The organism is Spiroplasma chrysopicola DF-1 (assembly GCF_000400935.1).
In the GTDB taxonomy this organism is placed as follows: Bacteria; Bacillota_I; Bacilli_A; order Mycoplasmatales; family Mycoplasmataceae; genus Spiroplasma; species Spiroplasma chrysopicola.
In genome coordinates this window covers 424,590-439,176 of the sequence record NC_021280.1, presented here as the reverse complement: position 1 = coordinate 439,176, position 14,587 = coordinate 424,590, and the positions used below count along the sequence as shown (strand labels likewise).

Genomic DNA, 14,587 nt, shown 5'->3' with positions numbered 1-14,587 from the left:
GTCATAATTTTATTGAAAGGTATTCTTTTATTATGGGAACAAAATGATTTACAAAAAACGAAAAACTTAATATTTTAAAATATTACAAAGAAAATGGTTGAGCAAAAACAATTAAAAAATTTGAAATTTCAACACCAACTTTATCTCGTTGAAAAAAGGCAGTTAAAATTAGTGGAGAAAAAGCGTTAGAACCAGGAAATGGTCTACAATCTAAAGGAATTCGCCGACCAGGGCGTCCAAAAAATCTTAATTTTGAATTAATGACAAAAAAAGAATTAATTGAGTATATTGAAATGATTCAAGATGTAAAAAAGTCCTTGCCCAAATCGAAAAAGAAGAAATTTCAAACGATTTGGTCCTTAAAGAAAAAATACAAGATTAAATATTTATGCAAAATTTTAAATGTTTCTAGAGCTGGTTATTATAAATGATTTAATGCTGGAATGAAACTTTTTAATAAATGGAATAATACAATTGCAAAAATAGTTAAAACGTTATTTCTAACTTTTAAGAAAATTTATGGATATAATATGTTAACACTAATTATTAATAAACTATATAATTGAAATTTAAAACCTCATATTGTCTATAGATATATGAAAAATATGAATTTAAAATCAATTATTAGAATAAAAAAATTTAATTATAAATTATCTTCTGGTAACAAAAGACATGAAAATATCATGAATCAAGATTTTTCAACCACAGATATTAATCAAAAAATAGGAACAGACATAACATATTTATTAACAAGCGACAAAACCTATTTTTTATCAATAGTAAAAGACTTTCATACTAATGAAATTTTGGACTACCAAATCAGTAATAATTTAGAAAAAGAATTTGTCTTTAAAAACATAATTAATTCTTGAGTAAAAGCTGGAAAGCCATCAACTTGAGTTCTACAATCAGATCAAGGTTTTCATTATACAAATTCTGATTATGAAAAATTATGCAATTATCTTGGAATTACGATTTCAATGTCCAGATGTGGAAACTCTTATGATAATGCCCATACAGAATCATGATTTGGTACTATGAAAACTGAATTTTTATATCATATAAAAAGAAAAAAACGAACAGCCAAATGAATTATTGAAAATCTACCTAAATATATCTATTTTTACAATAATTTTAGACCACAAGCCAAATTAAAAGGAATGAGTCCTGTTCAATACAGAAAATCATCCCTTCAAGTAACTTTTTAATTGTCTATTTTTCTTGACATATTCAGCTAGGTTATTTTTTTATTACTATTCACTTCATAAATACACTTTGACATCAGCTGGTTTTCCACAACCGCAAGCCCCATCATGGGTTCCTGCTGCTGCTAATTCCATCTTTGCTTTAAAAAATTCCGAATACCCCTCAGCTAGTGATTGATTTGCTAAAGGTCCTTTTTCAATTGATAATAATACTGTTTTACCTAATTCTATAATATAAAAAAGGATTCTTATTTACAAGAATCCTTTTTACTAACCTGGCACTGCCCTATTTTCACCTTGCGGCTATCGTCGGCGTAATAGTGCTTAACTTCTGTGTTCGGGATGGGAACAGGTGTGACCACTATGCCATAAGCACCAGATTATGCTGAGTGGGATTATCCTCTCAAAACTAGATAATAAACAATCTTTTATTTTGTAAATGGGTTCTTCATTGAAGTCCTCGACCTATTAGTATTGGTTAGCTGAACACGTCACCGTGCTTACACACCCAACCTATCAACCTCGTCGTCTTCAAGGGGTCTTACTCCACGAAGGATGGGAAGTCTCATCTTAAAGTATGCTTCTCGCTTAGATGCCTTCAGCGATTATCATTTCCACACATAGCTACCCAGCTGTGCCACTGGCGTGACAACTGGAGCACCAGCGGTGCGTCCATCCCGGTCCTCTCGTACTAGGGACAGATCTCTTCAAACTTCCTACGCCCACAACAGATAGGGACCAAACTGTCTCACGACGTTCTGAACCCAGCTCGCGTACCGCTTTAATGGGCGAACAGCCCAACCCTTGGAACCAACTTCAGCTCCAGGATGCGATGAGCCGACATCGAGGTGCCAAACCTCCCCGTCGATGTGAACTCTTGGGGGAGATCAGCCTGTTATCCCCAGGGTAACTTTTATCCGTTGAGCGACGGCCCTTCCACGCGGGACCGCCGGATCACTAAGCCCAGCTTTCGCTCCTGTTCGACTTGTAAGTCTCACAGTCAAGCACCCTTCTACCTTTGCGCTCTATGTATGATTTCCGACCATACTGAGGGTACCTTTGGGCGCCTCCGTTACATTTTAGGAGGCGACCGCCCCAGTCAAACTACCCACCTGACACTGTCTCTGATCTGGCTAACAGATCTAGGTTAGGATTCCGACATAGCAAGGGTGGTATTCCAAGGATGACTCCACAACAACTAGCGTTGCTGCTTCAAAGTCTCCCACCTATCCTATACATACTATGTCAAAACCCAATATCAAGCTATAGTAAAGCTCCATGGGGTCTTTCCGTCTAGTTGCGGGTAACCTGCATCTTCACAGGTACTAAAATTTCACCGAGTCTGCAGCCGAGACAGCGAAGGGATCATTACGCCTTTCGTGCGGGTCAGAACTTACCTGACAAGGAATTTCGCTACCTTAGGACCGTTATAGTTACGGCCGCCGTTCACTGGGGCTTCGGTTCAAAGCTTCGCTAATGCTAACTAATCCCCTTAACCTTCCAGCACTGGGCAGGCGTCACCCCCTATACGTCGTCTTACGACTTTGCAGAGAGCTGTGTTTTTGCTAAACAGTTGTCCCTTCCTCTTCACTGCGGCTCATATTGCTATGAGCACCCCTTCTCGCTAACTTACGGGGCTATTTTGCAGAGTTCCTTAGCTACAGTTATCTCGCTTGCCTTAGGATTCTCTCCTTGACCACGTGTGTTCGTTCTAGGTACAGGCACCTTATAGATTAACGCTAGAAGCTTTTCTTGGAAGCATGGAGTCATATACTTCGTTACTAGGCGAACCGTTCACTCCCCATCACACTTCAAGGTTATGCAAGGCGGATTTGCCAACCTTACCCTCTTTGTGCTTAGCCCGGAATCCAATAACCGGGATATACTATCCTTCTCCGTCACTCCATCACTCTATATGGTGGTACAGGAATATCAACCTGTTGTCCATCGACTACGCCTTTCGGCCTCGCCTTAGGTCCTGACTAACCCTGGGTGGACGAACCTTGCCCAGGAAACCTTGGTCAAACGGCATGAGGGATTCTCACCCTCAAACGTTACTCATGCCGGCATTCTCACTTCTAACCAGTCCAGCAGTCCTCACGGTCTACCTTCATCCCTGTTAGAACGCTCCCCTACCGCCCTGTATATTACTATACAAAACCCATAGCTTCGGTATTATGCTTAGCCCCGGTACATTTTCGGCGCAAAGTTACTCGACTAGTGAGCTGTTACGCACTCTTTAAAGGGTGGCTGCTTCTAAGCCAACCTCCTAGCTGTCTAAGCGACTTCACATCCTTACACACTTAGCATAAATTTTGGGACCTTAGCTGATGATCTGGGCTGTTTCCCTTACGTGCATGGACCTTATCACCCATGTACTGACTGCCGAGTATACAAAATTGGCATTCGGAGTTTAATTGCATTCAGTACCCCTAGGTGGGGCCATCATACATTTAGTGCTCTACCTCCAATTTGCTCATCTCGACGCTAGCCCTAAAGCTATATCGGGGAGAACCAGCTATCTCCAGGTTCGATTGGAATTTCACCCCTAGCCACAAGTCATCCGCGGTCTTTTCAACGAACGTCGGTTCGGTCCTCCATTAAGTTTTACCTCAACTTCAACCTGCTCATGGCTAGATCACCTGGTTTCGGGTCTATGACAACATACTAAACGCCCTATTAAGGCTCGCTTTCACTACGGCTCCGTGTCTTCCACTTAACCTTGCATGCTATCATAACTCGCCGGCTCATTCTACAAAAGGCACGCCGTCACCCATTAACGGGCTCCGACTTCTTGTAGGCATATGGTTTCAGGTACTTTTTCACTCCCCTCCCGGGGTGCTTTTCACCTTTCCCTCACGGTACTGGTTCACTATCGGTGAATAGGTAGTATTTAGCCTTACGCGGTGGTCCGCGTTGATTCCGACAAGATTTCACGTGTCTCGCCGTACTCAGGATTCCACTTCGAGTCCTGTTCATTTCGTATACGGGGCTATCACCCTCTGTGGCATGGTTTCCCAACCATTTCTACTATAAACAAGTTTTGTAACTCTACTAATGTGGTCCTACAACCCCAACATAAGTTGGTTTGGGCTGTTCCCCTTTCGCTCGCCGCTACTAAGAGAATCGCTTTCGCTTTCTTTTCCTCTAGGTACTAAGATGTTTCAATTCCCTAGGTATACCTTCTCTATAACTATTTATTCATTATAGGATGATGAGAGATTAATCTCACCGGGTTTCCCCATTCGGACATGTCCGGATCAAAGCTTACTTCCAGCTCCCCGAACCTTATCGCAGGTAGTCACGTCCTTCATCGTCTCCTATTCCCAAGGCATTCACCATACGCCCTTTGTAACTTCAAAGTTTGATCATTGCTTAATTAATTAAATTAATCAAGGTTTTTATAATTTTTTTGAGAATCATTTACAAAATATAACTGTGAAATTTTAGTTATTAATTTAAAAATTACTTTAATAACAGAAAATTTGAATTATTTTGCTATTTCATTAAAAATGAAATAACTAGATGTCTATTATCCAGTTTTCAAAGAACAATTTTTAATCAAAATTTAACTACTTGTTCAATTTCGATTAATTCAGAGAAACTAATCTCTGAAAACTAAACATAACTTCATTATAGCCGTATTTACTATAAAGTATAACTCCATAGAAAGGAGGTGATCCATCCGCACCTTCCGGTACGGATACCTTGTTACGACTTCACCCTAATCATCAATCCTACCTTGGGCGGCTCCCTCCTTACGGTTAGGATACCGACTTCTGGTATTATCAACTCTCATGGTGTGACGGGCGGTGTGTACAAGACCCGAGAACGTATTCACCGCGACATTGCTGATTCGCGATTACTAGCGATTCCAACTTCATGAGGGCGAGTTGCAGCCCTCAATCCGAACTGAGACCGGTTTTTTCAGATTAGCTCCCCCTTGCGAGATCGCAACTGTTTGTACCGGCCATTGTATCACGTGTGTAGCCCAAGACATAAGGGGCATGATGATTTGACGTCATCCCCACCTTCCTCTAGTTTGCACTAGCAGTCCCGTTAGAGTATCTCAACTTAATGGAGTAACTAACGGCAAGGGTTGCGTTCGTTGCTGGACTTAACCAAACACCTCACGGCACGAACTGACGACAACCATGCACCACCTGTCTCAATGTTAACCTCTACTGTATCTCTACAGCTTCGCACTGGATGTCAAGCCTTGGTAAGGTTCTTCGCGTTGCTTCGAATTAAACCACATGATCCACCGCTTGTGCGGGTCCCCGTCAATTCCTTTGAGTTTCACTCTTGCGAGCATACTACTCAGGCGGAGTACTTAATGCGTTAGCTGCAGCACCGAACTTAGTCCGACACTTAGTACTCATCGTTTACGGCGTGGACTACTAGGGTATCTAATCCTATTTGCTCCCCACGCTTTCGTGCCTAAACGTCAGTAATAGGCCGGTTGATCGCCTTCGCCACTGGTGTTCCTCCATATATCTACGCATTTCACCGCTACACATGGAATTCCATCAACCTCTCCTACACTCTAGCCTAACAGTTTTCAAGGCGACCTGGAGTTGAGCTCCAGGTTTTAACCCCAAACTTGCTAAACCGTCTGCGCACGCTTTACGCCCAATAAATCCGGATAACGCTTGCCACCTATGTATTACCGCGGCTGCTGGCACATAGTTAGCCGTGGCTTTCTGGTAAGGTACCGTCAAATAAGTATCATTTCCTATACTTACTGTTCTTCCCTTACAACAGACCTTTACAATCCGAAGACCGTCTTCAGTCACGCGGCATTGCTCCATCAGGCTTTCGCCCATTGTGAAAAATTCCCTACTGCTGCCTCCCGTAGGAGTTCGGGCCGTGTCTCAGTCCCGATGTGGCCGATCAACCTCTCAGTTCGGCTACGTATCATTGCCTTGGTAGGCCATTACCCCACCAACTAGCTAATACGCCGCACCCTCATCCATTAGTGATCCAAACGGACCTTTTAACATCCTCTGATGCCAGAAAATGTCGTATGCGGTATTAGCAGTCGTTTCCAACTGTTATCCCCCGCTAATGGGTAGATTAGATACGTGTTACTCACCCGTTCGCCACTGGGTGCAAGCACCCCGTTCGACTTGCATGTATTAGGCATGCCGCCAGCGTTCATCCTGAGCCAGGATCAAACTCTCATTAAAAAATTGTATATTTGTCCTAGCTATAATGACGGATACTCATTGATTTAAAATGATTATCTTTTGTTGTTATGTTTAGTTTTCAAAGATCGTTTTATATTTAGTGCGAATAAAACACCTTACAAATCATACAAAATTCTAAACCTAATGTCAACAAATATTGTAATTTTTTTAAAATATTTATTGTTTTTTTAAAATTATGAACTGAATGTGTAAATTAAGGTCTTACGACTCTGTTCTATCTTTGCACATCTATAAGTATATAAAATCTTATTTAATTTGCAAGCATTTTTAACATTTTTTTTGTTTTTTTTTACAAAATTTTTAGAAAAAACCACAATTACCAATTCGCAAACAATAATAACCATATTTAGGGGTAAAATAAAAAAATAAATAAGAAAAAACCATTAAAATAATGGTTTTTTGTACTAAGATTAGGAATTGTAATAATTAACTTTTAATTTAAACAGTTTAAATATGTCACCTTGTCAGCAATTATTTCATTATAATAAATATCATCATCATAATTATTGGAACGATAAGACTGCACACGTCCTTTCACAATAATCATGGCTTTATCTTGCAAACTGATATCTAAATCATCAATATTATTAGTTCATACTTTAATATTAACTAGATCATTATCATAATGCCCATCGCGATTTTTAAATGGTCTTTGTACTTTTAATAAAAACTTCATTAATTTACGTTCTGACTCTTTTTTGTCATAAACAATCTCATAACTACCCTCAACTTGTCCGACCAACATTACTTGGTTCATTTCATCATCCTTTCTCTTTCCCACCTTAATACTTTCTTATTATAAAAATAACTAAATTTAAAATCGGAAAAAGATTTATTTATTACATAATGAACTATTCTAAATAGTCTGTTCCCTTTTGAATTTCAACTTGTGATAAATCAGGATAATCTAGTTGCCGCATCACTTCATAAGCAACAATCCCAACGGTATTAGCAATGTTTAAGCTACGAACATGCTCACTCATTGGAATTCGAAAACAACGTTCTAAATTGGCTTTTAAAATGGTTGTTGGAATCCCCGTTGATTCACGCCCAAATAAAATAAAAATAGGGTCAGAGCAATTAGCAAAATCAACTTTACTATGAGGAAATTTAGCATAACGTGTTGCACAATATAATTTTACCATTGGGTTTAAACTGACAAAATGATCTCAATCATTGTATAATTGATAATCAGCGTACTCAATATAATTAGCACTACTACGCGTTACAAAGCGGCTATCAAAAATAAACCCCAGCGGTTCAATGATATGTAATTTAGCATTTACCGCCACGCAAGTTCGAATAATTGCCCCAACATTCTGGGCAATTTCTGGTTCAAATAAAACAATATTTAATCTTTTGGTACTTGTCATCCTTCTTCCTCCTTTTTTCATCATTCTTTAAATTGGTTAACTGCCTTTGCACGATGAGAATAGTGATTTTTTTCCGTTAAAGTTAACTGCGCATAGGTTTTATTTAATTCTTGTACTTTAAAAATTGGATCATAACCAAAGTTATTTTCACCAATGGGGATTAATGTTATTTCCCCTTTCGTAATTCCGGTAAAACTACCTTTTTTTCCGTTTAAAGGATTAAAATATACCAAAGTACAAACTGCTTGCGCTGAGCGATCAACTAAATTTTCACATTTATCAATTAACATTTGATTGATTAAATTATTATCTGTGATTGGTAAAGCCCAGCGTTTTGTAAAAATACCAGGAAAATTATTTAACCCAATAATTTCTAAACCTGAATCATCCGCTAAAACCGGCTTATTAATTTTATGAGCTAAATAAGCGGCCTTTTGATATGCATTTTCAAAAAAACTTGTTCCTTCTTCTGGAATGTCAATTTTTGTTGGTAAATCTAATAGTGATTTAACAGTTACATTCATTTCAGCAAAAATAGCTGTAAATTCCCACACCTTATTTTTGTTATTTGTTGCAATTCAAATTTCGTGCATTGTACTCCCCTTTTTAATTCTTTTACAAATATATTGTATAATAATTTAAATAAAGGAATGAAAAAAATGAAATATAAATGTTGAAAAAAACTCGCTTTAGGAATTACCAATCAAAATTATTTAACCAATAATAATTTATTTGTTCGTTATAGTTTACCAGATACCGCTTTCTATTTAGATCACCAAAATGAAATTAAAGTTTTAGAAGCATTAAAAACAACACCTTGAACAATCCCAATTGTTGATTATGGTTTTGAAGAAAATAATTTTTATCTTGTTAGTCACTATTTAACAAATAGTACAACAATTGATGCAAATAATTTAACACCCAGTTTATTAAAAGAAGCAAGTACGCTATTAAAAAACCTCTGAGCAATCAAAATTGACAATGACGTTGTTTTTAATCCCAAACAATTCTTAAATAACTTTAAAGTCAAAATTAAAACCCCATTAGTTGACTTAACTGGCTATGAAAAAACAATTGACTACCAAAAATTAGCAACACCAACAAAAGACCTTGTGCTTTGTCATAACGATTTAAATCCTGGGAACTTTTTAATTAGCAAAAATAAAATGTACCTAATTGATTTTGAATATGCCATGTATAATGATCGCTTATTTGATATTGGCTCTTTTATTTCCGAAACCTTAACAAAGCAAGAAGATATTAACCTTTGATTAACTTTTTTTGACCTTAGTCCTCAAGAAAAAGAAAAACTAGCAGCATGAATTAATTATCAAAATATCTTATGAATCTACTGAGCTACTTACATGTACCAAGAACGACAAAATCCCATTTTTTATGACATTATCTTAGCTAAATATCAAAAACTAAAACAAGAAGGTCAGCGTTTCTAACCTTCTTGTTTATTATTTTTCGCCTTTTTTTTTAAATTAATAACCCCACTAATATTGCGAATTCAAACCGATAAAAAGGTTCCAAAAAAGGCAGACACAAGTAAAAACCCAAAAGCAACTAAGCAACGATATAAAATATTATCTCAAGTTCATCAATAACCAGTTAAATATAAGCCATATAATGTTCAAGACAAAATTGTTGTATAAATAAATTGATCAGCTTGATGGCCTTTTAAAATAAACCCTAATAAAGTTAATAAAAAGACCCCAATTATATAAGCTAAACCAAAACCAATGCCAACCCCAACTTCATAATGGTGAACAAATTTAAGATCTGGGGATGATAATAAAAATAAAACTAAAAATGGTGCAACACCTTCAATGATTAAAAACAAGAAACTTTTTCAGAAAACTGTTCGTGTTGCTTGAAAATCTAATTCATGTTGAACAACCGGGGAAATATTATTATTTTCACTACTTTCAACCTTATTTTTATTATCAATTACTTTCATTTTTTCACCTCAACTTTTTGTTAATTTTAACATAAAAAAAATTGTTCTTACAACAATTAAAATAATGGAGCGGGTGAAGGGAATCGAACCCTCACAGTCAGCTTGGAAGGCTGAAGTTCTACCATTAAACTACACCCGCATATAAACTAATATCCAACTAAATATATACCATTTGATATTAGTGATGTCAATCATTTTTTTTAAAAAAATGGTACCCGAGACCGGACTTGAACCGGTACAGTCAAACAACCGACGGATTTTAAGTCCGTTGCGTCTACCTATTCCGCCACTCGGGCATATAAATGGTCTCCTGTGCAGGACTTGAACCTACGACCTACTGGTTAAAAGCCAGCAGCTCTACCAACTGAGCTAACAGGAGATAATATTTTAAATAATGGCTGGGCTAGCTGGATTCGAACCAGCGCATGAAGGAGTCAAAGTCCTTTGCCTTACCGCTTGGCGATAGCCCAACATAATAATGGTGGAGGGAGAGGGATTCGAACCCCCGAACCCGAAGGAGCTGAGTTACAGTCAGATGTGTTTGGCCACTTCACTACCCCTCCAAAATGGTGCTGGCTAGAAGACTTGAACTCCCAACCTACTGATTACAAGTCAGTTGCTCTACCAGTTGAGCTAAGCCAGCAATAATGGTCGGGTGTAACGGACTTGAACCGCTGACCACCTGCTTGTAAGGCAGGCGCTCTCCCAACTGAGCTAACACCCGATGACACAATGCTGTTTTGTATTGTGTTAAAACCTTTATTATTTTATATAAAACCATTATTTTTGTCAATTATTTTCTAATTCTTTTCAAAAATATTTTAAAAATTTTAATTTTAAGGAAAGAAAAAGCAAACTTTCATATTAAATAATACTATGAATTATTTTGCTTAAATCTTTGTTTAGTTATGTTGTTGCATTTGCGCAGCACGTTGGTACTGTGGAATTGAAATTAGATAATCATCTTCGCTTCGTCATAATCCTTTTATTACCGATGTAATTAAGTAGATCATAAACAATGTTCCAATTAACATAAAACTGAAATTTAAAATATTCAAGAAGACTTGGAAACCATTTTGACGGTTTGAGAAAATACGACCAAATGCTTCAATTAATTTTAAAATTGCTAAAATAATTTGAATTACTAATAAAATTGTTGCAAAAACAGTATATACTGTTGAAACAAAACGATATCATTTTCCTAAACTTGTTTGGGCAATCATATGATCAACAGTTTTAGGATTATAAAAGAATGGCACAAAAACTAAACTAAAACTAGCCACAACTGCTAAGATAGTTATCACAGCAATAAAAGTATTTTTAGCACTTGCTGTTGCAAAACCAGAATTATTTGTCATTCCCATAAAAGTAGCAATTGCAATAATAGTTCCAATTGCTCCTAACATTCAACCTGTTCCTAAATAACGAACAATTGTAACACGGGCATTTTTTGTTGCTTTTACATCAGTATTTGGTAATCATGTTAAGGCAAATGGCGCAATAACGCCTCCTAATGACAATGATAAAACTGCTAAACTTCATTTATTTGCGGATAATTCAGCATCGGTCCCACTTGTTGCATAGCGAATTAAACCAATGTTGCAAATTAATGTTGTTGTTAAAGTAAAAACAATAATAATTAAAAATAGTAACCGATAAGTTCCTAAATCTTCTCATGAATTCATAAATAAAGTTTGAAAAGTATTAAGATCTCCTGTTATTTGACCATTCATGTAATTACTTCAAAAATAAAAATAATAACCTGCTAAAAATAAAACTCCAATGATTCCAAATAAACTTGATAAAACAATTCAAATTCTTGTAAAGCCAAATCCTAACGTTCTCATTAAATTAATCACTTCCTTTTTTTTAAATGATAAGGTAAATTATATCTGAAAAATAATTTTTAGCAACCTCTTCATTATTGTTGTCTGTAAAAACCACACACACATTTAATCCTACTAAATTTATTCTAAAGAATTTAGTGATATTAAATGTCTATGGTACATTACATTTCGAAAACAAGGAACAATATGGTAACAAAATTATTGGTAATATCAAACAAAATTAACAATTAAAACAGTTGATGAATTTAAATAATATTTTAAAATAAGATTTTCGTTATTTTTTAGCAGCTCAACGAAATGTTTTAGTTGATAATCCCAATAAAGCAAAAATAAGGATTAAAGAAATTAAAATGGGCTGTCAAACAGCTGTATAATCATAACCCCTAGTATAATTACTGTGATTATAAATTGCTTCAAAACTATCCATTGGGGCATTACCATATGCACCATATAGGAAAACATAAACTGGATGTTTAAAAGGGATAAAATAGGTAATATAACGGGTAACATCACTTTTAATAATCATTGCTGGGGATAATAAAATTCCGGCCATAAAAACTGAAATGAAAAATACTCCAACCACTAACCCTTGGACTAAACCATCATTCGAGGTAATTCCCCCAATAAAAGTAGATAAAGCAATCGAAACTAATGAAATTAAAATAATACCGAAAATAATGTATCCCCACCCCATTGATTTAAATGATGAAAGATATTCTTGTCCCCCTAGTGGTAAAGAAATTAAAAATAATAAAACTAATCCTGATAGGGAAATGATAAAATAGAAAAATCATAGGCTTAAAATAAAAGCTATTTTACTAATTCCTGAATTTTCAATCCGTTTTAAAAAGACTGAATTTTTTCATTCAACAATTGAAGACGATAATAAAATTAACATCGTAGTTAATGGTAATAAGGTATAGCTAAGAAGATTTACTTGCTTGATTAACAGATTAATCTCATCATTACCCGGAACAAAAACAATTGAATTAAAAATAAATTTAAACATTACTAAAAATATGATCGGTAAAATATAGGTAAATAAAAATCCTTTTGGAGTTTTAATAAAACTCTTATTTAAAATATATAAAACAGCCGCAAAACTATTAGTTGTTGCTTTAAAATCGATCTTTTTCATTAATTAAATCTCCTTTAAAATAACTCATCATCAGGTTTCGGACTGATCCCCATTTTTTAATAATATAATCAATTGGTTTATCTAAAAATATTGTTCCAACTTCAATAATTATTAACCGATTTGCTAATAATTCAATTTCTTCTGAATTATGTGAGATTATTAATAAGGTTTTATCTTTCTCACTAAAAAACTGTTTAAAAAAGTCAATAATTTTATATTGAATATTCATATCTAAACCAGTTGATAGTTCATCTAAAATTAATAGTTCTGGGTTAGCAATAATACTTAATAGTGCATTAAAACGTTGTTTTTGACCCCCAGATAATTTTTTTAAAGGCTGTTTTAAAAAATCTTTAATTTCAAAAATATCTATTAATTCATCTAAGTTATACATATTATTTTTTAAAATGCGATTAAATGTTAAAACATCATTCGCCGAAATCCCTGGTGGTCAATCCCCTTGTTGATACTGAATTCCAATTGCCCGGCGTAATTGCTTACCTTTAAAATTATATTTAATTTCACCCTGTGATTTTGATGTTGAACCAGAGATTATTTCAACTAAAGTTGATTTTCCAGCCCCATTCGCCCCAACAATTGCAATGCGATCATTTTGTTTTATTGTTAAATTAATATTTTTTAAAATTTGTCGTTTCCTAACATTTTTTGATAAATTCTTAATCTCAACAATTGTTTCCATTGTATCTATACCTCTTCTAAATTTATAATACAATTATAATTTAAAGAAATAAATTAGTCAATTTCTTAATTTTGAGAGATAGAATAAATTATGTGTTTATTATTTTAACTAACCTTTTTGCAAAAACTTATTATCCCATCTATAAACTAAACCTGTAATTTGTTTTCCAAGAGTTCGATTGTATAAATAGCCAACCCCACTTCAAAAAATAAAACCAATTGGAATTAAAATTAAACCAACAATATTACGTGTTGCAAATGGCCCTGTTCAGTATTTTGTTAATCAATAAATTTGTAACTTATGTAATAAATAAACTACTAATGTTGTTTCGGCAATAACATCAATTGTATAGCAGCTAAATGGCATTGCCGAAAATAATCCAAATAAAGCAATTGAAAATAAAGTTGTTCAAACAAGACTAAAAGCTGAACAAATTTTTTCAAAATCACTTTTACCAGTTGTAAAACTATAATATGATAAAAAATAACAAATTGGAACTAATAAAATATAAATGCTTAATTTTCATCATTTATGCTTAGCATAATCTGCTAACTTATAAATTTTTAATAACGTTCCAATTTGAAATCAGATGAACAATTTAACAAAGCTCATATCAGTGAAATAACCGGCATAACTCATTTTTGGCATAAAACTTAAATTAAAACTATTATTAATTTTTGTTAATACATTTGTTAAAACAATAATTGTTGTAAATACAATAAATAATGTTACAATTCAATATTTACCATTTTTATTTGTTTGATAAAAATGTGCAATAAAAGGAGCCAAAACATAAATAATAATAATTGAATAATAATATCAACTATCATCAAAGGTTGCTTGAATAAAATTTTGAAAAGCTAACTGGGGAGGTAATGAATAATTCATTGCCCCTAACCCATGAATTAATAATAATGGTAAACCATAAAGCAAAATTTGTAAATATTTGCTTCGTAAAGTATTACCATTAATTAAAAAATAACCGGTTAATAATGCAAATAAGGTATTATTGTTAAATAAAATTGGATAAATTGCAGTAGTTAAAGCTGTGTTTTTATACAAGAATGATGAAATTGTGTGCTGACTGATCACAAATAAAACAGCAACAATTTTTAATAAATTTAAATTTGAATATTGTTTCATATTTTCTT

Annotated in this window: 10 protein-coding genes, 7 tRNA genes and 3 rRNA genes; 2 read left to right on the top strand and 18 right to left on the bottom strand. The window is 34.5% G+C overall.

What is annotated here, in order from left to right; translation table 4 throughout:
• The first annotated feature begins 32 nt into the window (after positions 1-32).
• Positions 33-1,208, top strand: a complete 1,176-nt coding sequence (locus SCHRY_RS02050) for an IS3 family transposase (protein WP_016338804.1) — start codon at positions 33-35, stop codon at positions 1,206-1,208.
• Positions 1,209-1,478: 270 nt separating this feature from the next.
• Here the strand turns inward: SCHRY_RS02050 and rrf are convergent.
• The 6 genes from rrf to rdgB form a co-directional block, all read right to left on the bottom strand.
• Positions 1,479-1,585, bottom strand: a 5S ribosomal RNA gene (gene rrf / locus SCHRY_RS02045).
• Between the two features lie 68 nt (positions 1,586-1,653).
• Positions 1,654-4,567 (bottom strand): 23S ribosomal RNA (locus SCHRY_RS02040).
• 307 nt (positions 4,568-4,874) lie between these two features.
• A 16S ribosomal RNA gene (locus SCHRY_RS02035) occupies positions 4,875-6,394 on the bottom strand.
• Together the 16S, 23S and 5S rRNA genes form the textbook arrangement of a ribosomal RNA operon.
• Before the next feature lie 454 nt (positions 6,395-6,848).
• Positions 6,849-7,196 carry a single-stranded DNA-binding protein gene (locus tag SCHRY_RS02030; protein ID WP_236608000.1) on the bottom strand — a complete coding sequence of 116 codons (348 nt, stop codon included), beginning with the start codon at positions 7,194-7,196 and terminating at the stop codon, positions 6,849-6,851.
• A gap of 70 nt (positions 7,197-7,266) precedes the next feature.
• Positions 7,267-7,788, bottom strand: a complete 522-nt coding sequence (locus SCHRY_RS02025) for a tRNA (cytidine(34)-2'-O)-methyltransferase (protein ID WP_016338802.1) — start codon at positions 7,786-7,788, stop codon at positions 7,267-7,269.
• Positions 7,767-8,381 (bottom strand): RdgB/HAM1 family non-canonical purine NTP pyrophosphatase, encoded by a 615-nt coding sequence (gene rdgB, locus SCHRY_RS02020; protein WP_016338801.1) that lies wholly within the window; start codon positions 8,379-8,381, stop codon positions 7,767-7,769. Before rdgB ends, SCHRY_RS02025 begins: the two co-directional genes overlap by 22 nt.
• Before the next feature lie 66 nt (positions 8,382-8,447).
• On the opposite strand from rdgB, the gene SCHRY_RS02015 reads away from it, so the two are divergent.
• On the top strand, positions 8,448-9,239 hold the full coding sequence (locus SCHRY_RS02015; protein WP_016338800.1) for a phosphotransferase: 792 nt from the start codon (positions 8,448-8,450) through the stop codon (positions 9,237-9,239).
• On the opposite strand, the gene SCHRY_RS02010 is transcribed toward SCHRY_RS02015, so the two are convergent.
• From SCHRY_RS02010 to SCHRY_RS01955, 12 genes are all read right to left on the bottom strand, one after another.
• Complete coding sequence (locus SCHRY_RS02010) at positions 9,236-9,751, bottom strand: DxFTY motif-containing membrane protein (protein WP_016338799.1); 516 nt, start codon at positions 9,749-9,751, stop codon at positions 9,236-9,238. The genes SCHRY_RS02015 and SCHRY_RS02010 overlap by 4 nt on opposite strands.
• 65 nt (positions 9,752-9,816) lie before the next feature.
• Positions 9,817-9,890: transfer RNA gene (locus tag SCHRY_RS02005), tRNA-Gly, on the bottom strand.
• Positions 9,891-9,960: 70 nt separating this feature from the next.
• Positions 9,961-10,047 (bottom strand) — tRNA-Leu (locus SCHRY_RS02000).
• Positions 10,048-10,054: 7 nt separating this feature from the next.
• A tRNA-Lys gene (locus tag SCHRY_RS01995) sits at positions 10,055-10,130 on the bottom strand.
• A 16-nt stretch (positions 10,131-10,146) separates the two neighbouring features.
• Positions 10,147-10,221: transfer RNA gene (locus tag SCHRY_RS01990), tRNA-Gln, on the bottom strand.
• 9 nt (positions 10,222-10,230) lie between these two features.
• A tRNA-Tyr gene (locus tag SCHRY_RS01985) sits at positions 10,231-10,314 on the bottom strand.
• 4 nt (positions 10,315-10,318) lie between these two features.
• Positions 10,319-10,394 (bottom strand) — tRNA-Thr (locus SCHRY_RS01980).
• A 5-nt stretch (positions 10,395-10,399) separates the two neighbouring features.
• A tRNA-Val gene (locus tag SCHRY_RS01975) sits at positions 10,400-10,475 on the bottom strand.
• Between the two features lie 178 nt (positions 10,476-10,653).
• Positions 10,654-11,598 (bottom strand): hypothetical protein, encoded by a 945-nt coding sequence (locus SCHRY_RS01970; protein ID WP_016338798.1) that lies wholly within the window; start codon positions 11,596-11,598, stop codon positions 10,654-10,656.
• A 274-nt stretch (positions 11,599-11,872) separates the two neighbouring features.
• Positions 11,873-12,736, bottom strand: coding sequence for an ABC transporter permease (locus tag SCHRY_RS01965; protein ID WP_016338797.1), 864 nt, complete (start codon positions 12,734-12,736; stop codon positions 11,873-11,875).
• Positions 12,717-13,436: an ATP-binding cassette domain-containing protein gene (locus SCHRY_RS01960; RefSeq protein ID WP_016338796.1), complete on the bottom strand. Its 720-nt coding sequence runs from the start codon at positions 13,434-13,436 to the stop codon at positions 12,717-12,719. The genes SCHRY_RS01965 and SCHRY_RS01960 overlap by 20 nt, the downstream gene beginning before the upstream one ends.
• 108 nt (positions 13,437-13,544) lie before the next feature.
• Positions 13,545-14,579, bottom strand: coding sequence for an acyltransferase family protein (locus SCHRY_RS01955; protein WP_016338795.1), 1,035 nt, complete (start codon positions 14,577-14,579; stop codon positions 13,545-13,547).
• Positions 14,580-14,587: the final 8 nt, after the last annotated feature.